The following is a 22,184-nucleotide window of genomic DNA, read 5'->3' as shown; positions in this document are numbered from 1 at the left end:
GACCGGCCCCCGTTCCGGCTTTTCCACCCCGGATTTTCGCAGTACCCACTCCAGCTTTTCCGTCCCATTCTCGCCGAGCGTGAAAAGGGGCGGATTTTCCTTTTCCGGAATACGTATTGCCTGCCGGTACGGCATCGGCACCGTGGTCACCCCAAGTCACCGGGGATGAACGTGAAGCAGCTTCATGGTCCTCCCGTGACCGGAAGGACTAGGCTCGAAGCGCAAGGTCCGGGTGCACCAGGGAGGGGCAGGCAGTGGCGCAGAAGGACGACGTCGCGGCGCGGCTGGCGGCCGTCGTGGGCACCGGAAACCTGCTCACCGGCGACGCGATCCCCGACGACTACGCGCACGACGAAGCGCTGACTTCACCGCCCCAGAAACCCGCCTACGTGGCGAAACCCGCTACCGCCGAGGAAGTCTCCGAACTGCTGAAGGCGGCCACCGAGGCCGGTGTCCCGGTCACCGCCCGCGGGTCCGGCAGCGGCCTCTCCGGAGGCGCCCGCCCCGCGGAAGGCGGCCTGCTCGTGTCGTTCGAGCGGATGAACGCGGTCCTCGAGATCGACACCGGCAACCACGTCGCCGTGGTCCAGCCGGGGGTCACACTGTCCGAACTGGACCGAATGACCGCCGAACACGGCCTCACCTACCCGGTGTACCCGGGCGAACTGAGCGCGAGCGTCGGCGGCACTGTCGGCACGAACGCGGGCGGTATGCGTGCGATCCGCTACGGCGTCACCCGCGGCAACGTCGTGGGCCTGCAGGCGGTTCTGCCCACCGGGGAGATCCTCCGCACCGGCGGGCGCACCTCGAAGATTTCCACCGGCTACGACCTCACCCAGCTGATCACCGGTTCGGAGGGCACCCTCGCGCTGGTCACCGAGGCGACCCTGAAGCTGCATCCCCGGCTGCCGCACGGCGCCACCGTGCTCGCCCCGTTCGACGACTTCGACCAGGTGATGGCGGCGGTGCCGCGGATCGTCGCGAGCGGGCTGGAGCCGCACATCCTGGAGTACATCGACAACCTGACCATGGCCGCGATGGTGCACAACGACAAGCTCGAACTCGGCGTGCCGGCCGAGATCCGGGACCGGACCGAGGCGTATCTGGCGGTGGCGCTGGAGAACCGGGTGGCCGACCGGGTCGGCGAGGACGTCGAGACCCTCGGCGAGCTGCTGCTCGAACTCGGTGCGACCGATGCGTACGTGCTCGAAGGCGGCGCGGCACGCAAACTCATCGAGGCACGGGAAAAGGCTTTCTGGAACGCGAAAGCGGCCGGCGCGGACGACGTGATCGACGTGGTGGTCCCGCGTACCGCGATGCCGCCGTTCCTCACCCGCTCGCGCGAGCTGGCGCAGGCCGCGGGTGGTGGCGTGATCGGCTGCGGGCACGCCGGCGACGGCAACGTCCACCTGGCGATCTTCTGCCCGGACCCGGACACCCGGACCGCACTTCTCACGGACATCTTCGGCTACGCCATGGAACTCGGCGGCGCCATCTCCGGCGAGCACGGGCTCGGCCGCACCAAGACGAAGTACCACGACAAGCTGGCGGACCCGGCGAAGCTCGCGTTGCTCCGCCGGCTCAAGGACGGTTTCGACCCGGCCGGGATCCTCAACCCCGGTGTCCTGTTCGCCTGAGCCCGAGCCCGGAAAGTGAGCACTGCAAGCACGATGAACGGCGGAGCACGATGAACGGCGCCCAGTCCCTGATCCGCACGCTGGTCGACAACGGTGTCGAGGTGTGCTTCTCCAATCCCGGCACGTCGGAGATGCACTTCGTGGCCGCGCTCGACTCCGTGCCGGAGATGCGCGGGGTGCTGGCGTTGTTCGAGGGCGTGGTGACCGGCGCGGCCGACGGCTACGCGCGGATCGCCGGCAAGCCCGCCGCCACGCTCCTGCACCTCGGCCCCGGTCTGGGCAACGGATTGGCGAACCTGCACAACGCACGGCGCGCCCACACTCCGATCGTGAACGTGATCGGCGACCACGCCACCTACCACAAGCAGTACGACGCGCCGCTGGAGTCGGACATCGACGCGCTGACCGGCTGGCTGGAGGGCTGGTCACGGCGGTCCGGGCAGACCAAGGACGTCGGCGCGGACGCGGCAGCCGCCGTCGCCGCCGCGCAGGACGCTCCCGGCCGGGTCGCGACGCTCATCCTGCCCGCCGACGTTTCGTGGGGCGAGGGTGGCGAACCGAGCGCGCCGACCTCGCCGCGTGCACCGCAGGCAGTGGACACGGCGACGGTCAAGGCCGTCGCGGAAGTCCTGCGCAGCGGCGAACCGGTGGCTTTACTGATCGGCGGGGACGCCTGCCACGAAACCGGCTTGCGCGCGACCAGCCGGATCGTCGCGGCCACCGGCGCGAAAGCGTTTGCGGAGACGTTCCCGGCCCGGCTCGAACGCGGGGCGGGGCTGCCGAATCTCGAACGGCTCGGTTATCTGGCCGAACAGGCGAAGTACCAACTGGACGGCATACGGCACCTGATCGTCGCGGGCACGAAGGCGCCGGTGTCGTTCTTCGCCTACCCCGGCATGCCGAGCGAGCTGACCCCGGACGGCGCACAGGTGCACGAGCTCGCCGCGCCCGGTCAGGACGTGGCCGCCGCACTCGAGGAGGTCGCCGCGCTGGTCGCCGCCGACACCGAACCGGTCCTGCAGGAGGCGACGCGTCCGGCGCTCCCGGCGGGGCCGCTCACCCCGCAGAACTGGGTCGACGTGATCGGTGCGCTGCTGCCCGAGGACGCGATCATCGTCGACGAGGCCAACACTTCCGGCCTGCTGCTGCCGGGAGCCACCGCCGGCGCGCCCCGCCACGACGTGCTCACCCTCACCGGCGGCGCCATCGGCTCCGGGATGCCGGTCGCCGTCGGCGCCGCGATCGCCGCACCGCGCCGTCCGGTGATCAATCTGGAGTCCGACGGCAGCGCGATGTACACGATCTCGGCACTGTGGACGCAGGCGCGGGAAAACCTCGACGTCACCACGGTCGTGCTCAACAACAACGCGTACGCGATCCTCCGCATGGAGCTGCAACGGGTCGGCGCTTCCGGTGACGGCCCGCGCGCCAAGGACCTGCTCGACCTCGGCAGGCCGGACCTGGATTTCGTGAAGCTCGCCGAAGGCATGGGCGTGCCCGCGACCCGCGCGACGACCGCCGAAGAGCTGGCCGAGCAGTTCCGCCGAGCGGTGGCCGAGCCGGGCCCGCACCTGATCGACGCCGCCGTGCCGCCGCTGTTGTGAGCCCGGGTCCCGTCCTGGGCGGTCTGCGACGATGGCTGCATGGACGAGGAAGTCATCCCCATTCTCCGCATGGCGGACGCCGCGGCGGCGGTGGCGTGGTATGCGTGCCGGTGAACTCATGAGTGGCTACACCGGTGAGAACCTGCGTAGCCACTCATGGGGCCGGTAGTACGTAACCGACGTTTCGGGGCACGACAGCTAGACGCCGACGAGTTCCGGGACGCTGGCGCGGATGCGGGGCACCATCGTGGTGAGGGCCAATCCGCCCAGCGCCGCGACCGCGGCCACCGTGAAGGCGACCCGGAATCCGGTCAGCGAAGGTACCGTCAACGCACCCACCGTCACGCTCAGCTGAGCGAGCAGGGTGGCCATCACCGCGCTAGAGGTCGACGTGCCGACCGAGCGCATGAGGGCGTTGAGACCGTTGGCGGAGGCGGTTTCGGTGACCGGTACCGAGCTCATGATCAGCGCGGGCATGGCCGCGTACGCGATGCCGACCCCGGCGCCGATGATCACCGAGGCGACGACCAGTTCGACCACGTTGTCCATCAGCAGGATCGCGAAAACGTACCCGATCGCGATCACCACGGTGCCGGTGATCAGGGTGGTTCTCGGGCCGTAGCGGTTGGTCAGCCGCGCGGACACCGGTGACAGCAGCATCATCACCAGCCCGTTCGGGGCGAGGCACAGGCCCGCTTCCACCATGGTCAGGCCGAGGCCGTACCCGCTCGCAGCCGGCGCCTGCAGCAGCTGCGGGAACGACAAAGCCATGGCGTACATGGCAAAACCGACGAGAATCGACGCCAGGTTCGTGAACAGCACCGGCCGCCGGGCGGACACCCGCAGGTCGACGAGCGGGTCACGCCTGCGCAGCTGGTACCAGCCCCAGCCGGCGAGCACGAGTACCGCCGCCGCCGCGAAGCCGAGCGTGGGCACGCTGCCCCAGCCCCATTCGCCGCCCTTCACGATCGGCAGCAGCAGGCAGGTCAGCCCGACGACGAGCCCGAACGCGCCGAAGTAGTCGAACGGCGCCGGCTGCCGTACCGGTGATTCCGGCACGTACCGCAGGATCAGCAGCGCACAGCCGAGGCCGAGCGCGGCCGAACCCCAGAACAGCACGTGCCAGTCGGTGTTCTCCGCGACGACCGCCGCGAGCGGCAGTCCGATCGCGCTGCCGACACCGAGCGTCGCGCTCATCAACGAGATCGCGCCGCTCACGCGTTCGGCGGGCAGTTCGTCCCGCATGATGCTGATGCCGAGCGGGATCACGCCCATCGCGAAACCCTGCAGTCCGCGTCCGGCGACCATCAGCGCGAGCGAACTGGTGACCGCCGACAGCACCGACCCGGCGACGAGCACCGCGAGACTGGCCAGCAGCACCCGGCGTTTGCCGTAGAGGTCACCGAGCCGTCCGCTGACCGGCGTGATGACCGCCGCGGCGAGCAACGTCACCGTGACGACCCACGACGCGTTCGTCGGGGTGGTGTCGAGCAGCCTCGGAAACGCCGGGATCAACGGAACGACCAGCGTCTGCATGAACGAAGCGACCAGCCCGCACGACGCGAGCACCACGATGATCGCCCGCCCACCCGACTGCGCCACGACTCCCCCTGTCCGGTCGATCCAGCCCGTACGCGGTACCGAAACGCACGGTACCGGGCGAGCCACCCGAATCGGCAGGTTCGTGATCCATCAGACCCACGGCACTCACCGGACTGGGCCGAACGGAGCAGTCAGAGCCACTGCTTCACGCCGCCGTGGCCCGAGCAGGTGCCCGAGCGGTGCTGGCTGTAGCTGTAGCTGCCGTCCTTGCACTTCGCCGTCGCGCCGGACGGATTCGACGACGGCCGGTGCACGCAGGCCCCGGAGGAGTTGCGGTAGTAGTCGGCACCGCACTGCGCGGTGCTCTTCTTCTTGGCTGCAGTGGTTTTCGGCGCAGCCTTCGGCTTCGCTGCAGTGGTCTTCGGCGCGGTTTTGGACGCGGTGGGCTTGGCCGCCGTCGTCGTGGGCACGACGACGGTGGTCGGCGCCGTCGAGACGACAGAGGATTCCGGCAGACTGCTCTCGGTCGTGGGCGGCGAGGACACCGAGGTCACCGGGGGTCCGCTCGCCGGGAGGACGCCGGTGTTCCCGGGCGGCGCGCCGGTGCCGCATCCGGCGATCAGCGCACCCGCAGCCAGCACCATTCCCAGCTTCCGCAGCATCCTCGGCCTCCTCGCACAGCGCGTGTCGCGAGGTAGTCGACGGAGCCCGAAGATCCGTTACGGTTGTTGCCGAATAAGGCGATGGCCGGGAAAACCGTTGCCCGGCAACCGATCAGCCGGCCGGATTCGGTGACAGGGTGAAGTCGAGCCGTCCGCCGTGCCGGACGAAGGACGAGTCCAGGGTCCAGCCCTGCTGTGGCCGCCCGTCACGCCGGACGGAGTGCGTGTACTTCCCGGTGCCACTGCTGGTGATCGTGAACACCGCGCCGCTGCCGGAGTGCAGCACTGCGGACGGGAACAGCGGACTCGACACCAGGACGTCCCCCGACCCCGGGGTGCGCGGGTAGATGCCCAGCGCACTGAACACGTACCAGGCCGACATCGTGCCGAGGTCGTCGTTGCCGGGCAGCCCGGACGGGCCGGTGGTGTAGACCGTGTCCACGATCTGCCGCACGGTTTCCTGCGTCTGCCACGGCCGGCCGAGATCGTTGTACAGCCAGGGCGCGTGGATGTCGGGCTCGTTCGTGGGGTCGTACTTCAACGGTCCGCCGCCGCGCAGCTGCCAGTTCCCGGCGTCGTCGTGGAAGAAGCCGTCGAGCCGCTTGGCCGCGGTTTCCTTGCCTCCCATGGCTTCCGCGAGACCGGCGACGTCCTGGGGAACCAGCCAGGTGTAGGCGGCCGCGCTGCCTTGGGCGAACCCTCGGTCGCTCGCCGGGTCGAACGGCGTCACCCACGAGCCGTCGACGTCACGCGCCTGCATGTACCCCGTCGCCGGGTTGAAGACGTTGCGCCAGTACGCACCCCGCGCGGACAGCTCCGCCGATTCCTTGCCAAGGCCCAGTTGCGCGGCCCACTGACCGAGCGCGAAGTCCGCGATCGAGTCCTCCAGCGTCTCCGCCGCACCACCCCAGCAGTGGCACACGTCGTTCGCCGCGTAGTGCGATCGCAGGTACTGCGCCAGATTCGGCCGCTGCCCCACGCATTGGCCCGGACACCCGGCGTCCTGCAAACCTTCCGGGCGTGCCGCGGTGGCCTGCGCGTACAACGAGGAGAACGCCCCGCGATAGTCGAAACTGCGCACGCCCATGGCGTAGAACGTGGCGAGTGTCGCGGCCGACGGGTCGCCGGTCATCACGTGCGTTGCCCCGTTGACGTGGACCCACCGGTCCCAGACACCGTCGTTCTGCTTGGCGTAGTTGAACAAGGACTGGGCGAAGTTCCCGGCCACGCGCGGTTCCAGCAGCGCCAGCAACTGCACTTGCGCACGATACTGGTCCCAGCCGGAGAAATTGCTGTACTGCGCGTCCTGCCCCGGCGCGAGCCGATGCGGCTGCTCGTCCATGCCCAGGTACCGGCCGTCGACGTCATTGACCAGATTCGGTTGCTGCAACGAATGGTAGAGCGCGGTGTAGAAGACGGTGCGCTGATCGGCGGTGCCGCCACCGATGCGTGCCCGGTTCAGTTCCGCGTTCCACTTCCGCCGGGTTGCCGCCGCAACGCTGTCCACAGTGGACCATGGAGATTGCTCGGCACGCAGGTTCGCGCGGGCACCGGCGAGGGAAACGTAGGAAATCCCGATCCGCATAGTCACGTCGCTGCCCGGGGCGAAGCCGACCCAGCCGCCGGAACCGCGGCCCGCGCGATCGGCGCCGGTCGCGTACCCCTCGCCGCCGGTCTGGTCGCGGCCGCCCGGCTGAAGTGTGCCGTCCCGCCAGGTTCCGGTGCTGGTGAACGGCCGGTCGAACTCCGCGGTGAAGTACAGCCGGTAGTAGCTCTTGCGGTTGTTCTCGCCGCCGTTCGCGCGCCGGCCGCAGAACGCGCCGGTGAGCACGGAACCGGTGACCCGCCGGTGAACCGGGTCGAGGTGGGTCTCCGCGTCCTCGCTGCCGTTGAGCGAATTCGAGGTGCGGAACAGCAGATTCGCCGGCGTGCCCGCGGGAAAGGCCAGCCGGCCGATCGCGGTGCGGTCGGACGCCGCGAAGTCGGTGGTCACGCCGTTGGCGAGGCCGAGCCGGTAACGACCCGGGGTGGCCTGCTCGTCGGCGTGCGTGAAGTCGCTGGCGTACACCGCGTCGGTGGTGTCCGCGGTCGGCGAGGAGGTGACGTCGCCGGTGAACGGCATGATCGGCACGTCGCCGGCCGCGCCCGGATTGCAGCCGGCGCCGTTGACGTGGGTCAGGCTGAAGCCGCGCAGCCGGGTGGTGTCGTACTGGTAACCGTTGGCAGCGCCGGTGCTGGTCTGGTCACCGCGGGTACTCGTCGGACTCCACGACAGCATCCCGAACGGCGCGGTCGCCCCGGGGAAGGTGTTGCCGTCCCCGGCCGAGCCGATCAGCGGATCGACGAACGCGGCAGGATCGGTCACCGAGGCAACCGCAACCGATGACAACGTTGTCGGAACCACGGCGGAGGTGACCAGGACGGTGGCGAGGACCACCGTGAGGCGACGGCGCATGGCGAGACCCTAGCCGAATCGGGTGACATCCGGGAGAACGTCGAACGACGACCCCGGCTCAGCGGACCGACCGGGCCGCGATGGTGCGCAGCATCCGCCGCATGAGGAACGCATGGCCGCCGCTGCCGAAGACGAGCATGCGATAGCCGGCCCCGGCGGCCCCCGGAAACTCCGCACGGGTCTCCGCACGCAGCAGAGTCCGTCCGTCCGCCACCGGTTCGAGGTGGAAAGCCAGCCGGTACGCGGAGAAATGGTGCCGCCCGGACAGCGTGAGCTCCACGCCGGGACGCGCGGCCACGACCTCGAAACCCGGTATCGTGGCGCCTTCCGCGAGCGGTTTCGGCCCGGTTCTCCGCCAGGCGCCGATCGGTCTGGTCGGCTATCTGGGATTCGTCGCCGCGGGCACCGGCTCATGGACCGGGTGGCAGGACATCGAGCTCCGCGGCTGGAACACCCGGTTCGACTGGGGCCGCGAAGCCATCGAGTGGATACCCCGCACGCTGCTACGTCCCGACGGCGCTTTCCCCACGCTGATTGCCCTGCTGGTGATCGCCGCGGTGGTTCTTGCGGTGGTGTCGATACGCCGGCTCTCGTAGCCACTGGCCGCATACAGCCTCGGTGCGCTTTTGCTGGTCCTGTGCAGTGCCGGCCTGCCGTTCGCGAAGGTGCGATTCCTACTGCCGGCGTTCGTGCTGCTGATCCCGATCGCGCTCGGTCTCGCCAAGCGCCGCAAGTCCACGGCCGCGGCTGTCCTCGCGGCCTACGCGCTCGCCGGCGCACGGTTCTCGGCCTACAGCCTCACCGTCTGGAAGCACGCGATCTGACCATCAGCGGTCCCGCCACGTCAGCGGGGACAAATTCACGGCTGCCTCGGCGACGCGCCGAGCGGTTTCGGTCGCGAGGCCCTTCCGTGCGGAGTCAATCCACCCAGCGACTCGCTCGACCCCCGTCTCTCGGTACTCGACGGCCTGCAGCAGCATTTCGAGCTTGTCGGCGTCCTTCGCGCACCGCGCTTCGAGGGTCTGCCGGGTCTCGTACTCGTCTACCGCGGTCCGAACCATGGTGCGGGAGGCGTCCGGCAGAGCCGCTGTCTGGTCGGAGGTGATCTCGCGGGGCTCGGGCTTGCTCATGTACTTGGCCGCGGTGTGCGGAATGTCCCCGGTGCGGGTCTCCTGCGTGTCGTGCCAGAGCGCGAGGAACGCAGCCCGCTCCGGGTTCGCGCCCTCTCCCACAGCGAGCAGCGCGGCGATCTGCGCGGCCCGCATGCTGTGCTCCGCGACCGATTCGGGGTCGCGGACGCCGACGTGCCACCATCCCGCGCGGCGGATGCGCTTGAGCAGCCCGAGTTCGTAGCTGAACGCGGCGAGTGCAGCGGGCTCGTCTGGCATGGGGCGATCTCCCTATCGGTCGGCGAGACGCAAAGCGTAGTGAAGTCCGGCGACCTGGTCACGTCCGTCGCGCGTGAGCACGTCGGCCGAGGTGAGTATCTCCAGTGCGCCGGATAGCGCGTCACGCGCGGCAGAGCGTTCGGTCAGCAGCGCGGGACGGCTGGCCACGAGGGTGTGCACGGTGTGCAGGTTGAGCGGCAGGTGCGGCGAGGCAGGGTCGAGGCGGCTCACCAGGTGGTGGAACAGCCGCACACCGGACCAGGCTCGGGTGTCGTCCTCGGCCATGAAGGTGTCGTCGGTCTGATCGTCGTGGAGTTCGCCGATCCAGTGCGCCCAGTAGTTGAGGTTCGCAAGCTCAGCCCGCGAGCCGGTGGTACGCGCGACGAAGTCGTGCAGGTGAGTGCTGTCGCCCGTGGATGCGAGCGCGACGGACGCTGAGCGGGCCTCGAGCAGGCTGGTCACATCGCCGTCAGCGATCGGGCGGTGGCCGGCGCTGGCCCACTGGCCACGTAGCCACGCTGCCACCTGGTCGCGCTGGTCGAAGCCGAGCAGATACACCGCCTGTCGGCGCAGTAGCGCCTCGTCGGCACGTAGGCCGCGTTCCGCGACGGTCATCAGGTGATCGAAGAAGCGGCTCCGCTCGTCGGCGCCCATGGTGGGCCCGGGCGCGACCGGTCCGCGGCGCGGCACCTTCGGCGTGAAGACGTTCAGCTCTTGCGGCAAGTGCCCGGTGAAGGGCCATGTGATCAGGTTCGTCAGCGTCTTGCGGTGCACGCTCGCGGCCAACGGATGTACGTCCGGGTCAACCCACGCGCCGCCGGCGGCGATCCCGGTCGAGAGGACGAGGTCGGCCTCGACGGCCGCGCGCAGGTGTTGGCCGGTGGCGGGCGGCGCACCAAGCCGGGGAAGCCGGGCGGCCAGCCGGACGAATTCCCCCGCGGGCATCGCAGACAGGGGGCGCCGTCCCGACTCCCACCCCTGAACAGTGCTCCCATCAACCGCGAGACGTTCCGCGAGACGCTCTTGTGTCAGCCCTGCCGACTGGCGTGCGAGCTTGAGGACGTATCCGGTCACGATGCCCGTTGAACGGCAACCCTGACTGCCGGTCAGTGTTGCCGCTGCTCCGCTCACGGTCGCTCCCGATCTGGACGATCCCGGCCGAACCGTACCCGTACTTGCAGTCCGTTCTACCTACTCACTGGTGATCGTAGCGTCACTCCACGAGATTCGGATGGCTTTGATCAGCCAAAACCCGACGGGAGTGACTCGCCATGGGAGTGTGGATCACGGGTGAGTTGCCGGCTGCTGAGATGGCCAGGTTCAGCCATCGTTCCACCGATTTCGTTCTTCGGCTGTTCGCCTACGAGGGGCGCATTCACGCCTACCGCAAACGCGACCTGGCGGACCCGGCGGTCCAGTGGCCGGTGCCGTGGTGCGGCGAGGACTCGGCCTACCCAGACCGGCACCCCCGCAGCGAAGTCGTGTTGCCGGGAGGGCTCGGCCCGGGCACCTCGGCCTGCCCCACCTGTCTGCCGGGATGGGGCGGCCGGTGATGGGCAAGTGGATCGGCGACGACGGTACCGTTGAGCTGGACGGCAACGTCGAGACCGGCGACGACGAACAGCACGGCCGCGATGAATAGACCCCCGGCCGTCGCACCGAACCCGATACCGGTGCGGCGGCCGGGCCTTACTCAGGCGGCGCCCTTCAGGTGCGTGACCACTGCCTCGCTGACCTTCTGTGCACTCTTGCATGGAGTGGCCTTGTTCGCCCCGGTCGTGATGCTGGTGACCACGGTGAAGGCCAGCTGATCGGTGATCCCGACCCACACACTGCACGTGCCGTGCGAGCGCAGGTCATCGGCGGCAGCGACGACCCCGGGATAGCCGCTCGCACTGAACGGCTCGAAGTAGGCCTGGGTCGCCTTCTGGTCGTAGATATCGCTGATGCCGCCCTTGTTCTGCGGCACCGCCCCCACAGCCACGCTATTCATCCTGGTACCAGCCGACTCCCACCGGCACAGGTCCGGCGGTCCTTGCGAGACCTTTCCCGGCGGCTTCAACCCGACGCCATCCAGCTCGGCATCGGTCAACGCGCTGCACGGGTTGCTCAGAAACTCCTGCGTAGGCAGCGGAGCGGGCACCTTCAGCGAAGCGTCGACCGAAGACGAAGACGACGGCGGCGAACTGTTGTCGGCCGAGTTACCTCCGCCACTGCATGCGGAAAGCGACACGGCAGCGACCGTCGTTAGGACAACCAGTGCCCCGATGTGGCGAGGACGGGAACCGTTCTTGCGCACTCAGAGATCTCCGCTCTTCTTGAGGTTGGCGGCGTCGGCGGCATTCTGCTCCTCCACCGTGATCTTGTTCTTCGCAGCCCTCAGGGCCGTGACGAAGTTCTTCGTGTAATCAACCATCGCCTGATGCTGCGCCACCAGCGTCTCTCCAGACGGAAAGGCGCCATTCGAGACGAACGTATGACTGGCGACCTCGTCAGCCGGCGGCTTCACGTCACGGATGGCAACGGCATGTTGAAGGTCTTCTTGCACGTCGGCCAGCATGTCTTCCCACTGCTTAATAACGCCGTCGATCTGGTCTGCGTCGAACTTGTAACCCCCGCCCGGGCCGTACCCGTCGACCTGAATCGGCGGCACCGGCGGAACCTCGATCTTCGGCTGCTCCGGCTGTGGTCGGTCTCCGGCCATGGCTCGTAAGCCCCCTCACTGCATCGCCTCGCCGCCCCGATAGCGGCGAGATCAACCGGTCGGATGCTAACGCAACGGAGCTGGTTCCTCGCAGAAACGGAACAGATCGGCAGGCCGAGGTCCGGGCGGCGCCAAGCCGGCTCGGCGGATAGCGTTCCGCCCGCGGGTCCGCGTCCTCTTCCCCTTGGGTCGCCGGACCCGCCCCGGCTACCACGAAAGAGCCCCGCCACCTGCGTGATGCAGGAAGCGGGGCTCTCGTCTGCCTCGTTCAGGCCTGGCCGCGCGGTACATCCTCGGCGTAGATCGGATCGGCTGCCGCCGGGACCGCGGGCCGAGTCGTTGGGCTTCGACGCGGCAACGGCGCCGGTGCCGAGCACCAGGGACCCGGCGGTGATGATCAGGGCGGCGGCGTCGCCGTCGATGTGGACGCCGACGGCCGCGAGGAGTCCTCGCACCTCACCGCCCACGCGTAGGCCGTGGCGAACGGGCCCGCGAAACCGCGGTCCGCGGTGTCCGCGACGGCTCGCCACACCACTTCGGCTTCGGCGTCCACGGTGATCCGGTGCTCGTCCAGCACCGGCAGCTCGGCCTTCGACATGTCACCCCTGCCCACGAGAACCGCCCCCGCGGGGAGGGTCCCACGGGGGCGGCTTCACGGCACAACCGTTATTCGTAGATCTCGCCCTTGGCGGCCTTGTCCACCAGGGACTGCGGTGGCTCGAAGTGGCTGCCGTACCGGGCCGCCAGTGCGCGCGACCGGTCTACGAAGCCCTGCAGGCCGCCGTCGTACTGGTTGATGTACTGGATCACCCCGCCGGTCCACGGGGGGAAGCCGATCCCGAAGATCGAGCCGATGTTCGCGTCGGCCACCGAGGTCAGGACGCCCTCGTCGAAGCACTTCACGGTTTCCAGTGCCTCGGCGAAGAGCATGCGCTCCTTGAGGTCCTCGAACGGAACATCGCCGGTGCCGGACTTGAACGCGTCCCGCAGGCCGGGCCACAGGCCGGTGCGCTTGCCGTTCTCGTCGTACTCGTAGAAGCCCGCTCCGGTGCTGCGGCCCTTGCGGTCGTACTCGTCGAGCATCCGGTCGATCACGGCCTCGGACGCGTGCGGCGTCCAGGTGCCGCCGGCGGCCTCGACCGCTTCGCGGGTTTCCTTGCGGATCTTGCGCGGCAGCGTCAGCGTCAGCTCGTCCATCAGCTGCAGCGGCGGCGCGGGGTACCCGGCCTGCGAACCCGCCTGCTCGATCGACGCGGGCTCGACACCCTCACCCAGCGCGGCGACGGCCTCGTTGATGAACGTGCCGATCACCCGCGAGGTGAAGAAGCCGCGGCTGTCGTTGACGACGATCGGGGTCTTCTTGATCTGCAGCGTGTAGTCGAACACCTTGGCCAGCGTGGCCGGCGACGTCTTCTCCCCGCAGATGATCTCGACCAGCGGCATCTTGTCCACCGGCGAGAAGAAGTGGATCCCGATGAAGTCCTCGGTCCGCTGCACGCCCTCGGCCAGCGTGGTGATCGGCAGCGTCGAGGTGTTCGAGCCGAGCACCGCGTCGGAGTTCACGATGCTCTCGATCTCGCCGAACACCTTGTGCTTCAGCTCGACGCTCTCGAACACGGCCTCGATCACGAAGTCGACGCCCGCGAAATCGGCCGGGTCGGCGGTCGGCTTGATCCGCGCCAGCAGCGCGTCCGACTTCTCCTGCGTGGTCTTGCCGCGCGAGAGCGCCTTCTCCTCGAGCTTGACCGCGTAGCCCTTGCCTTTGTCGGCCGCCTCCTGCGAGACGTCCTTGAGTACCACGTCGATGCCCGCCTTCGCGGACACGTACGCGATCGCTGCACCCATCATCCCGGCGCCGAGCACACCCACCTTGCGAGCGGTGTACTTGTCGAAGCCGTCCGGACGCGAGCCGCCGGAGTTGATCGTCTGCAGGTCGAAGAAGAACGCCTTGGTCATGTTCTTCGAGACCTGGCCGGTGGCCAGGTGCACGAAGTACCGCGTCTCCACTGTGATCGCGGTGTCGAAGTCCACCTGGGACCCCTCGATCGCGGCGGCCAGGATCGCGCGCGGCGCGGGCATCGGCGCACCCTTGAGCTGCTTGCGCAGGTTCGCGGGGAACGCGGGCAGGTTCGCCGCGAAGCTCGGGTTCGACGGGGTGCCGCCGGGGATCTTGTAGCCCTTGACGTCCCAGGGCTGCACGCCGCCCTCGGGATTGGCCTTGATCCACGCCTTCGCGGCGGGCACCAGCTCATCGACGGTGTCCACGACCTCGTGCACCAGGCCCAGCTCCAGCGCCTTGCGCGGCTTGTGCCGCTGGCCCTGCAGCAGCACGTTCAGCAGCGCGGTCTGGATGCCGAGCAGCCGCACCGTGCGGACCACGCCGCCACCACCGGGCAGCAGGCCGAGGGTGACCTCGGGCAGGCCGATCTGGCTGCCCTTGGCGTCCGCGGCGATCCGGTGGTGCGTGGCGAGCGCGATCTCCAGGCCACCGCCGAGCGCGGCGCCGTTGATCGCCGCGACGACCGGCTTGCCCAGCTGCTCCAGCCGGCGCAGCTGCGCCTTCATCACTCCGCTGGACTCGGTGATCTCCGCGGCGTTCTCCGGCTTCGCCTGGATCAGGTCACGCAGGTCGCCACCGGCGAAGAAGGTCTTCTTCGCCGACGTGAGCACCACACCGGTGATGCTGTCCTTCTCCGCCTCGAGCCGGTCGATGGTCACGCCGAGCGACTCGCGGAACGCGGAGTTCATCGTGTTGGCCGACTGGCCGGGATCGTCCAGCGTCAGCGTGACGATGCCGTCCGCGTCGGCGTCCCAGCGGATGGTCTTGCTCTCAGCCATGTTGTCTTCCCTCACACCCGCTCGATGATGGTCGCGACACCCATGCCGCCGCCAATGCACAGCGTCACCAGCGCGCGGCGCGCCTGCCGGCGCTCCAGCTCGTCCACGACGGTGCCGACCAGCATCGCGCCGGTCGCGCCGAGCGGGTGGCCCATGGCGATCGCGCCGCCGTTGACGTTCACCTTGTCCTCGGGCAGGTTCAGGTCCTTCATCCACTTCAGGACGACGGACGCGAACGCCTCGTTGAGCTCCCACAGGTCGATGTCGTCCGGGGTCAGGCCCGCGGTCTTGAGCACCTTCTCGGTGGCAGGCGTGGGGCCGGTGAGCATGATCGTGGGCTCCGAGCCGACGGCGGCGGTGGCGACGATGCGCGCCCGCGGCGTGAGGCCGAAGGTCTTGCCGGCCTCCTCGCTGCCGACCAGCACGATGGCGGAACCGTCGACGATTCCGGAGGAGTTGCCGCCGGTGTGCACGTGGTCGATCTTCTCGACCTGGTGGTACTTCTGGAGCGCGACGGCGTCGAAACCGCCCATCTCGCCGATCGTGGTGAACGCGGGCTTGAGCTTGGCCAGGCCCTCCACCGTCGACCCGGGACGGCGGTGCTCGTCGTGGTCGAGGATGGTAACGCCGTTGAGGTCCTTCACCGGTACCACGGACTTCGCGAAGTAGCCGCCGGACCAGGCCGCCTCGGCCTTCTCCTGGGAACGGACCGCGAACCGGTCGACGTCCTCGCGGGAGAAGCCCTCCATGGTGGCGATCAGGTCGGCGCCGATGCCCTGCGGGGCGATGTACTGGTCGTAGGCGGTGGCCGGGTCCATGAACAGCGCGCCGCCGTCGGACCCCATCGGCACCCGCGACATGGATTCCACGCCGCCGGCGATGATCAGCTGGTCCCAGCCGGAACGCACCTTCTGCGCCGCGGTGTTGGTGGCCTCCAGCCCGGACGCGCAGAACCGGTTGAGCTGCACCCCGGCGACCGTCTCGGGCAGCCCGGACACGAGCGCGGCGGTGCGCGCGATGTCCGCACCCTGCTCACCCACCGGGGACACGACACCCAGCACGATGTCGTCGATCGCCTTCGGGTCGAGGTTCGGGTGGCGGACCTTGAGCTCTTCGATCAGGCCGACCACCAGGTCGACCGGCTTGGTGCCGTGCAGGGCACCGCCCTTGTTCTTGCCCCGGGGCGTGCGCAACGCCTCGTAGATGTAGGCCTCGCTACTCACTACAACACTCCTCCGCGAAGCGGCGTGGTTGGACACTGCGGTGTATCTCAGCCTCGAGCATACCCGTCAGTAGGTGCTAATGGCCATTAACATAGGCCCGGTGAACCCCATGGTGTCAATGGGTTGTGCCGAGTCCGATAGGCGCTATGGTCGGTTCACCATGAGTACCCCTCCCGCTCGCGCCCCGCGACCTCGCGACCGCAAGGCCCAGCTCGCCGCGGTGGCCGCCGGGCTGTTTCGCGTGCGCGGGTTCCACGGGGTGGGGATCAACGACATCGCCGCCGCGGCCGGGGTCACCGGCCCGGCCCTGTACCGGCATTTCGCCGACAAACAGGCGATCCTCACCTACGTCGTGCTGGGTGGCATCGACGACATGGAGGCCGTCACCGCGACCGCGCTGGCCGATTCGGACCCGCCCGCACAGCAGGTGAGCGCGCTGCTCACCGGGCTGGCGACGCAGGCGGTGGAACGACGGGAGATCGCCGCGCTGTGGCGGTGGGAAGGACCACACCTGCCGCGCGAGCAACGGCGCGAGATCCGCCGCCGCTCCGGCGCGGTGCTGGCGGCGTGGACGAAGGCGGTTCTCGCGCAGCGTCCCGACCTGACCACCGAGGATGCCGAACTGCTGTGCTGGGCGGCGTTGTCGGTGTTCGGCAGCGTCGCGGTGCACCACACCACGGTGGCCCGCAAGCGGTTCGTGCCGTTGCTGGTCGAGCTCGCGGAGGCGGTCCTCGGCACTTCGCTGCCGGAAAGCGAGCCCGCGCCCGCGGCCGGGAGCGGAATCGGCACACCTTCGCGGCGCGAGCAGGTGCTGGCCGCCGCCACCGCCCTGTTCGGCGAGCGCGGCTTTCACGCGGTGAGCATGGAGGACATCGGCGCCGCGGCGGGCATCGCCGGGCCCAGCGTGTACCGCCATTTCCCGAGCAAGGCCGCGCTGATGGTGGCGATCGGCCACCGTGCCGCCGACCGGCTGGCACTGGCCGCCGAGCAGGCACTGCAGGCGCCGGACGAACAGACCGGATTGCGCCGGCTCGCCGCATCCTATGTGCGAACCCTGCTGCACACGCCGGAACTGCTGGTCTCCTTCGGCGCCGACCGGGCCACCATGCCCGACCGTGACAAGGCCGATCTGCTGCGCGTCCAGCGCGACTACGTGGCGCAGTGGGTCACGTTGCTCGGTGCCGCGTTCCCCGGCCTGCCGGCCCGCGAGGCGAAGATCCGCGTGCACGCCGCGCTCACCATCGCCAACGACCTCAGCCGCACCGGTCGCGTCAAAACCCGGCCTGACCTGCCGGCCGAGCTGACCGAACTGCTGTACGCCGTGCTCGGCCTCGGCTGAGCCCCGGCGAGGACGACCCGACGAGGGAACCCGCACTGGCGCGGTCCGCCACCGCGCGCTAACCTACTCGTCAGTAGGTAGGCGACGGAGAGGGCGACATGGCTGCGCCAAGGAAACGAGACGCGATGGGCATCGGCCTGGCCGCGCTCACCCGGCTGGCCGGGAGCAAGGTGCTCGACCGGGCCGGGTTGCGCGAGCCGGTGCAGAATCTGGTCAAGACGGGCACCCGCAACGGTTTCCGGATGGCCGGGGCGGCGACCAGATCGTTCACCTCGGCGCAGCGGCGGAACACACCCGCCCGGCTCGCTCCGGCCGGCGACACCGGGCTGTTCGACCTCACGCCGAGCGAGGAGCAGCAGCTCATCGTGGAAACGGTGGGTGAGTTCGCCGCCGAGCAGCTGCGGCCGGCCGCGGCCGACGCGGACGCGAAGCTCGAAGCCCCCGAAGGCCTGCTGAGCCGGGCGGCGGAGCTGGGCGTCAGCCTCGTCGGCATCCCGGAGGAGCTGGGCGGGGCGGGCAGCGAACGGTCCGTCGTCACCAACGCCTTGGTCGCGGAGGCTCTCGCGCACGGCGACCTCGGGCTGGCGGTCGCCGTGCTCGCGCCGTCGGCGGTGAGCACCGCGCTGGTCGCTTGGGGCGACGAGCAGCAGCAGGCCGACTACGTGCCGGCCTTCACCGGTGACCAGGTGCCGGCCGCGGCGCTCGCGCTGCTGGAGCGCACGCCGCTGTTCGACCCGTTCAAGCCCGCCACCAAAGCAAAGCGCACGCCGAAGGGTTACCAGCTCGACGGCGTGAAGTCGCTCGTGCCACGGGCGGCGCAGGCGGAACTGTTCCTCGTCTCGGCCGATCTGGAAGGTCGCGGGCCGGCCCTGTTCCTCGTGGAATCGTCCAGCGCGGGTGTGACCATCGAGTCCGAACCCGCGATGGGGCTGCGCGGCGCGGCCACCGGCAAACTGCACCTGGAGAAAGTCGCGCTGCCGGCAGGCGCGCTGCTCGGCGGTGGCAAGGCGGACGTTTTCACCGAAGTGGTCCGGCTTTCCCGGCTCGGCTGGGCGGCGCTGGCGGCCGGCGTCGGCAAAGCGGTGCTGGACTACGTGGTGCCGTACGTGAACGAGCGCACCGCCTTCGGCGAGCCCATCAGCCACCGGCAGGCGGTGGCGTTCTCGGTCGCCGACATCGCGATCGAACTGGAGGGGCTGCGCCTGGTCACTCTCCGCGCGGCAGCCCGCGCCGAACAGGGCAAGGAGTACGCGCGGGAGGCCGCGCTGGCCCGGAAACTGGCTGTCGACAAGGGGATGCAGATCGGCAACGCGGGCGTGCAGCTGCTCGGCGGGCACGGCTTCGTCAAGGAGCATCCGGTGGAGCGCTGGTACCGCGACCTGCGCGCGATCGGCGTCATGGAAGGCGCCGTCCTCCTCTGACTCGTGAGTGCTGAGTCGGGTTCTCACCGGCTGGTCAGAACCGGAATTGCCACTCACGACCCCCGAAAGGTTCAGTCATGATCAATCTTGAGGTTCCGAAGAAGGCCGGCGCACTGGTCAACCAGGCGTACCAGGCCGCGGCCGAGGTGTTCCGGCCGATCTCGCGCAAGTACGACCGCGCGGAGCACACCTATCCGTCCGAACTGGACATGTTCGCGGCGCTGCTGGACGGGTTGAACTCCTCCGGCGAGGGCGGCGCCGGCGCGGCCGGCGTGCGCCGGTCCGGAAAGGACGACGAGGCCAAGGGAAACCGCAACGGCGCCAACCTGAACGTGGTGCTCGGCACGATCGAGATGTGCTGGGGCGACGTCGGGCTGCTGCTGTCCATGCCGCGGCAGGGACTCGGCAACGCGGCGATCGGCTCGGTCGCCACGGACGAGCAGCTGGAGCGGTTCAAGGGTGTCTGGGCCGCGATGGCGATCACCGAGCCGGACTGCGGTTCGGACTCCGCGGCGATCACCACCACGGCCACTGTGGACGGTGACGACTACATCCTCAACGGCGAGAAGATCTTCGTGACCTCCGGCCAGCGTGCCGACGCCGTGGTCGTCTGGGCGTCGCTGGACCGGTCGAAGGGCCGGGCCGCGATCAAGTCTTTCGTGGTGGAGAAGGGCACCCCCGGTTTCGAAGTGGTACGCGTGGAGCACAAACTGGGCATCCGCGCTTCCGACACCGCGGTGCTGCGCTTCGAGAACTGCCGCGTGCCCAAGGAAAACCTGCTGGGCACCCCGGACATCGACACGGCGAAGGGGTTCGCGGGGGTCATGCAGACCTTCGACAACACCCGCCCCCTGGTCGCCGCGATGGCCATCGGCGTGGCCCGCGCGGCACTGGACGAAACCCGCCGCATCCTGACCGAATCCGGCGTACCCGTCGACTACGACCGTCCGGCGCAGACCCAGCACGCCGCCGCCGCGACCTTCCTGCAACTGGAGGCCGACTACGAAGCGGCCTACCTGCTGACCATGGAGTCGGCGTGGATGGCGGACAACCGCAAGCCGAACTCCCTGCAGGCCTCGATGGCGAAGGCCAAGGCCGGCCGCACGGTCGTGGACGTCACCCTCAAGTGCGTCGAACTGGCCGGCTCTTACGGCTACACCGAGGAGTCCCTGCTGGAGAAGTGGTCCCGCGACGCGAAGATCCTGGACATCTTCGAGGGGACGCAGCAGATCCAGCAGCTGATCGTGGCCCGGCGGGTGCTGGGGAAGACTTCGGCGCAGTTGAAGTAGCTCGGGGTGTGGTAGGCCTTGTGTGAACGATACCTCCGTCCCGACGCGGGGCTGGGTGCGGTTGAAGGTCTGCGGGCGGTGGTGGTGACGTGGGTTCGGTGCGCTCGCTGGTCGAGGAGCAGCTGAGGCTGGCGCGGGAGCGGAACCCGCAGCTGCACGCGTTGATCAGGACGCTGGACGAATCCGCGCTCGCGGAAGCCGCGCAGGCCGAAGCCGCGCCCGGCGGGTCGCTGCACGGGATCACCGTGAGCCTCAAGGACAACATCGACGTCGCGGGCGTGCTGAGCACCGCTGGATCCCCGCATCATGGGCGGGAACCAGCGGTCGAAGACGCCACCGTGACCCGGCTGCTGCGTGCCGCGGGCGCGGTGATCGTCGCGAAGAACAACATGGCCGAGTTCGCGATGGGCGTCGTCGGCCGCAACGACGCCTTCGGCGACGCGCGCAACGCCCGTGACGCGCGCTTCATCTCGGGTGGCTCCAGCAGCGGTTCCGGAGTCGCCGTCGCCAGCGGTATGTCGACGGTGTCACTGGGCACGGACACTGGCGGATCCGGCCGCGTTCCGGCCGCGGTCAACGGTGTCGTGGGCATCCGGCCGACGCTGGGCCGTGTTTCCAACCGCGGCGTGCTGCCGGTCGGCAAGTCCTTCGACACGGTGACGCCGATCGCCCGGGACGTCCGCACTGCCGCGGCGGTGCTGGCGACCTTGGACTGGCATGACCCGCAGGACCCGACATCGGTGGATCACGAGCGCGTACCAGTGGATTCCTTGCTGGACAACGGGATCGACGGCCTGCGGATCGGCGTCGCCGGAGGGTTCTTCCGCGAACACGTCGACCCGGGTGTGCGGAGCGTCGTCGATTCGGCCGTCGAAAAGCTGACCGGAGCCCGCGAGATCGAAGTGCCCGGAGCCGCGCTGGCGCAGGAAAAGATGCTCGAGATCATGTACCCCGAGGCGGTGGCGGTACATGCACGGCGGCTCCGGGACGAGCCGGACACGATCGACGCGGACGTGCTGCGGCGCTTGCGTATCGGACAAGGCGTCACCGCAGGTCGAGCTGCCCGTGCGCGGGAGTGGCAACGGGATTTCCGCCGGCAGGTCGACGCGCTGTTCGAGACCTGCGATGTGGTGCTCACCCCGACGATCCCAGTCGACGTGCCGCGCCGGGACGCGGTCGACCTGGTCGCCTCGACCCAGGAGATCGGCAGGTTCTGCTACGTCTGGTCCTGCTACGGCGGCCCGGCGCTGAGCCTGCCGTGTGGCACGCACCCGCGCTCGGGAATGCCCGTCGGCCTGCAGCTGACTGCGGCTCCCTGGCAGGAGCACCATCTGCTGCAGGCCGCGGCCCACTTCGAGAAGGCCCTCGCCCTCGGGCAGGGCTCACCCAGGCCTTCGTGAATCGATCCGCGGTGCCGGTCAGAACCCGTCGCACGAAGCGGTGGCGAAGTTCCCGGACGCGGTGGAAGTCTTGGCTTCCTTCCCGTCGACCACGACCTTGCAGGTGACCTCGCCGCCGCTCATTCCGGTCGTGACCGTCAGGCTGCCGCCCTTGAGCAGCCCCTTCGCGGTGAGGTCCTTGGTCCAGGGCAGGGTTTTCGGCTGTTCCTGGCTCACCGAGCTGCCGCCGTCCCCGAGCGTGGTGTAGGTGACCGAGGCGTCCTTCGCGGTGCCAGTCACCTCGTAGTGCACGGTCACGGCGCGGTTCGCCTCGGTGTTCACGTCGTCGACCGCTTTGGCGAACACCGCCGTCCACACGATGGCGATGACCAGGCCGAGAACCGAGAGAACCAGCCCGGCAATGGCCATTCCCTTGTTCGTGGCCTTGCCGGCCCGGATCCGGGTCAGCCCGACCGCGGCGAAGACGATGCCGAGGATCACCAGCGGCCACGCGACGACCCCGATGATCGGGATGAACGAGAAGATCAGGCCGAGCAGCCCGAGCACGAATCCTGCGGTGCCGAGCCCGTTCTTCGGCGGCGTCGGCGGCTGCGGTGCGTGCTGGTGCTGGGGATGGGCGGAGGTGGACATCAAGGGCCTTTCGTGCTCGATGGATGCACGAACTGGTCGTATCGGACCGCGC

General features: G+C 69.3%; 21 protein-coding genes. 9 read left to right on the top strand and 12 right to left on the bottom strand.

Features of this window, described 5'->3' with window-relative positions; all coding sequences use genetic code 11:
- Window positions 1-254 precede the first annotated feature (254 nt).
- Together BJY18_RS30245 and BJY18_RS30240 are read left to right on the top strand one after the other, a co-directional pair.
- Window positions 255-1,637 (top strand): FAD-binding oxidoreductase, encoded by a 1,383-nt coding sequence (locus tag BJY18_RS30245; protein ID WP_184783291.1) that lies wholly within the window; start codon window positions 255-257, stop codon window positions 1,635-1,637.
- 50 nt (window positions 1,638-1,687) lie between these two features.
- Window positions 1,688-3,241: an acetolactate synthase large subunit gene (locus BJY18_RS30240; RefSeq protein WP_184783290.1), complete on the top strand. Its 1,554-nt coding sequence runs from the start codon at window positions 1,688-1,690 to the stop codon at window positions 3,239-3,241.
- A 198-nt stretch (window positions 3,242-3,439) separates the two neighbouring features.
- Here the strand turns inward: BJY18_RS30240 and BJY18_RS30235 are convergent, their stop codons facing one another.
- From BJY18_RS30235 to BJY18_RS30220, 4 genes are all read right to left on the bottom strand, one after another.
- Entirely contained in the window at window positions 3,440-4,843 is a 1,404-nt protein-coding gene (locus BJY18_RS30235; protein ID WP_184783289.1) for an MFS transporter, read from the bottom strand.
- Between the two features lie 131 nt (window positions 4,844-4,974).
- Window positions 4,975-5,445 carry a DUF3761 domain-containing protein gene (locus tag BJY18_RS30230; RefSeq protein ID WP_184783288.1) on the bottom strand — a complete coding sequence of 157 codons (471 nt, stop codon included), beginning with the start codon at window positions 5,443-5,445 and terminating at the stop codon, window positions 4,975-4,977.
- Window positions 5,446-5,557: 112 nt separating this feature from the next.
- Window positions 5,558-7,900, bottom strand: a complete 2,343-nt coding sequence (locus tag BJY18_RS30225) for a GH92 family glycosyl hydrolase (protein WP_184783287.1) — start codon at window positions 7,898-7,900, stop codon at window positions 5,558-5,560.
- Between the two features lie 58 nt (window positions 7,901-7,958).
- Window positions 7,959-8,198: a hypothetical protein gene (locus tag BJY18_RS30220; RefSeq protein WP_184783286.1), complete on the bottom strand. Its 240-nt coding sequence runs from the start codon at window positions 8,196-8,198 to the stop codon at window positions 7,959-7,961.
- Between the two features lie 19 nt (window positions 8,199-8,217).
- Here BJY18_RS30220 and BJY18_RS30215 point away from each other — a divergent pair, with 19 nt between their 5' ends.
- Together BJY18_RS30215 and BJY18_RS30210 are read left to right on the top strand one after the other, a co-directional pair.
- On the top strand, window positions 8,218-8,496 hold the full coding sequence (locus BJY18_RS30215) for a hypothetical protein (RefSeq protein ID WP_184783285.1): 279 nt from the start codon (window positions 8,218-8,220) through the stop codon (window positions 8,494-8,496).
- A 69-nt stretch (window positions 8,497-8,565) separates the two neighbouring features.
- Window positions 8,566-8,724 (top strand): hypothetical protein, encoded by a 159-nt coding sequence (locus tag BJY18_RS30210; RefSeq protein WP_184783284.1) that lies wholly within the window; start codon window positions 8,566-8,568, stop codon window positions 8,722-8,724.
- 3 nt (window positions 8,725-8,727) lie between these two features.
- Here the strand turns inward: BJY18_RS30210 and BJY18_RS30205 are convergent, their stop codons facing one another.
- Together BJY18_RS30205 and BJY18_RS30200 are read right to left on the bottom strand one after the other, a co-directional pair.
- Entirely contained in the window at window positions 8,728-9,288 is a 561-nt protein-coding gene (locus BJY18_RS30205) for an HD domain-containing protein (protein ID WP_184783283.1), read from the bottom strand.
- Window positions 9,289-9,300: 12 nt separating this feature from the next.
- A complete protein-coding gene (locus tag BJY18_RS30200; protein ID WP_184783282.1) occupies window positions 9,301-10,419 on the bottom strand; it encodes a helix-turn-helix domain-containing protein in 1,119 nt (372 codons plus the stop codon).
- A gap of 179 nt (window positions 10,420-10,598) precedes the next feature.
- Here BJY18_RS30200 and BJY18_RS30195 point away from each other — a divergent pair, with 179 nt between their 5' ends.
- Window positions 10,599-10,841, top strand: a complete 243-nt coding sequence (locus BJY18_RS30195) for a hypothetical protein (protein ID WP_184783281.1) — start codon at window positions 10,599-10,601, stop codon at window positions 10,839-10,841.
- A gap of 140 nt (window positions 10,842-10,981) precedes the next feature.
- Here BJY18_RS30195 and BJY18_RS30190 read toward each other — a convergent pair whose 3' ends face one another.
- The 5 genes from BJY18_RS30190 to BJY18_RS30170 form a co-directional block, all read right to left on the bottom strand.
- On the bottom strand, window positions 10,982-11,587 hold the full coding sequence (locus BJY18_RS30190; protein ID WP_184783280.1) for a DUF3558 domain-containing protein: 606 nt from the start codon (window positions 11,585-11,587) through the stop codon (window positions 10,982-10,984).
- On the bottom strand, window positions 11,588-11,992 hold the full coding sequence (locus BJY18_RS30185; protein WP_221458021.1) for a hypothetical protein: 405 nt from the start codon (window positions 11,990-11,992) through the stop codon (window positions 11,588-11,590).
- Window positions 11,993-12,389: 397 nt separating this feature from the next.
- The gene (locus tag BJY18_RS30180; protein ID WP_184783279.1) at window positions 12,390-12,590 is read right to left on the bottom strand and encodes a hypothetical protein; all 201 of its coding nucleotides are present in this window, start codon (window positions 12,588-12,590) and stop codon (window positions 12,390-12,392) included.
- A 68-nt stretch (window positions 12,591-12,658) separates the two neighbouring features.
- A complete protein-coding gene (locus BJY18_RS30175; RefSeq protein WP_184783278.1) occupies window positions 12,659-14,830 on the bottom strand; it encodes a 3-hydroxyacyl-CoA dehydrogenase NAD-binding domain-containing protein in 2,172 nt (723 codons plus the stop codon).
- An 11-nt stretch (window positions 14,831-14,841) separates the two neighbouring features.
- Window positions 14,842-16,053, bottom strand: a complete 1,212-nt coding sequence (locus BJY18_RS30170; RefSeq protein WP_184783277.1) for an acetyl-CoA C-acetyltransferase — start codon at window positions 16,051-16,053, stop codon at window positions 14,842-14,844.
- Window positions 16,054-16,213: 160 nt separating this feature from the next.
- Between BJY18_RS30170 and BJY18_RS30165 the strand changes: the two genes are divergently transcribed.
- From BJY18_RS30165 to BJY18_RS30150, 4 genes are all read left to right on the top strand, one after another.
- Entirely contained in the window at window positions 16,214-17,392 is a 1,179-nt protein-coding gene (locus tag BJY18_RS30165; RefSeq protein ID WP_184783276.1) for a TetR/AcrR family transcriptional regulator, read from the top strand.
- Between the two features lie 125 nt (window positions 17,393-17,517).
- Window positions 17,518-18,813 (top strand): acyl-CoA dehydrogenase family protein, encoded by a 1,296-nt coding sequence (locus tag BJY18_RS30160; protein WP_184784938.1) that lies wholly within the window; start codon window positions 17,518-17,520, stop codon window positions 18,811-18,813.
- Window positions 18,814-18,890: 77 nt separating this feature from the next.
- Window positions 18,891-20,102 (top strand): acyl-CoA dehydrogenase family protein, encoded by a 1,212-nt coding sequence (locus BJY18_RS30155; protein WP_184783275.1) that lies wholly within the window; start codon window positions 18,891-18,893, stop codon window positions 20,100-20,102.
- An 89-nt stretch (window positions 20,103-20,191) separates the two neighbouring features.
- The gene (locus BJY18_RS30150; RefSeq protein WP_184783274.1) at window positions 20,192-21,502 is read left to right on the top strand and encodes an amidase; all 1,311 of its coding nucleotides are present in this window, start codon (window positions 20,192-20,194) and stop codon (window positions 21,500-21,502) included.
- Between the two features lie 18 nt (window positions 21,503-21,520).
- On the opposite strand, the gene BJY18_RS30145 is transcribed toward BJY18_RS30150, so the two are convergent.
- Window positions 21,521-22,132: a DUF4190 domain-containing protein gene (locus tag BJY18_RS30145; RefSeq protein WP_184783273.1), complete on the bottom strand. Its 612-nt coding sequence runs from the start codon at window positions 22,130-22,132 to the stop codon at window positions 21,521-21,523.
- Between the last annotated feature and the right edge of the window lie 52 nt (window positions 22,133-22,184).

The organism is Amycolatopsis jiangsuensis, from assembly GCF_014204865.1.
Taxonomy (GTDB): Bacteria; Actinomycetota; Actinomycetes; order Mycobacteriales; family Pseudonocardiaceae; genus Amycolatopsis; species Amycolatopsis jiangsuensis.
Note: the sequence above shows the minus strand (reverse complement) of the source record. Positions and strands in the feature narration are given on the sequence as shown.

Excerpts from the sequence above, each read along its gene's own strand:
- BJY18_RS30240 (WP_184783290.1), top strand. The coding sequence starts at position 1,688 with ATGAACGGCGCCCAGTCCCTGATCCGCACGCTGGTCGACAACGGTGTC.
- BJY18_RS30230 (WP_184783288.1), bottom strand. The coding sequence starts at position 5,445 with ATGCTGCGGAAGCTGGGAATGGTGCTGGCTGCGGGTGCGCTGATCGCC.
- BJY18_RS30225 (WP_184783287.1), bottom strand. The coding sequence starts at position 7,900 with ATGCGCCGTCGCCTCACGGTGGTCCTCGCCACCGTCCTGGTCACCTCC.
- BJY18_RS30205 (WP_184783283.1), bottom strand. The coding sequence starts at position 9,288 with ATGCCAGACGAGCCCGCTGCACTCGCCGCGTTCAGCTACGAACTCGGG.
- BJY18_RS30195 (WP_184783281.1), top strand. The coding sequence starts at position 10,599 with ATGGCCAGGTTCAGCCATCGTTCCACCGATTTCGTTCTTCGGCTGTTC.
- BJY18_RS30185 (WP_221458021.1), bottom strand. The coding sequence starts at position 11,992 with ATGGCCGGAGACCGACCACAGCCGGAGCAGCCGAAGATCGAGGTTCCG.
- BJY18_RS30180 (WP_184783279.1), bottom strand. The coding sequence starts at position 12,590 with ATGTCGAAGGCCGAGCTGCCGGTGCTGGACGAGCACCGGATCACCGTG.
- BJY18_RS30175 (WP_184783278.1), bottom strand. The coding sequence starts at position 14,830 with ATGGCTGAGAGCAAGACCATCCGCTGGGACGCCGACGCGGACGGCATC.
- BJY18_RS30165 (WP_184783276.1), top strand. The coding sequence starts at position 16,214 with ATGAGTACCCCTCCCGCTCGCGCCCCGCGACCTCGCGACCGCAAGGCC.
- BJY18_RS30160 (WP_184784938.1), top strand. The coding sequence starts at position 17,518 with ATGGGCATCGGCCTGGCCGCGCTCACCCGGCTGGCCGGGAGCAAGGTG.
- BJY18_RS30155 (WP_184783275.1), top strand. The coding sequence starts at position 18,891 with ATGATCAATCTTGAGGTTCCGAAGAAGGCCGGCGCACTGGTCAACCAG.
- BJY18_RS30145 (WP_184783273.1), bottom strand. The coding sequence starts at position 22,132 with ATGTCCACCTCCGCCCATCCCCAGCACCAGCACGCACCGCAGCCGCCG.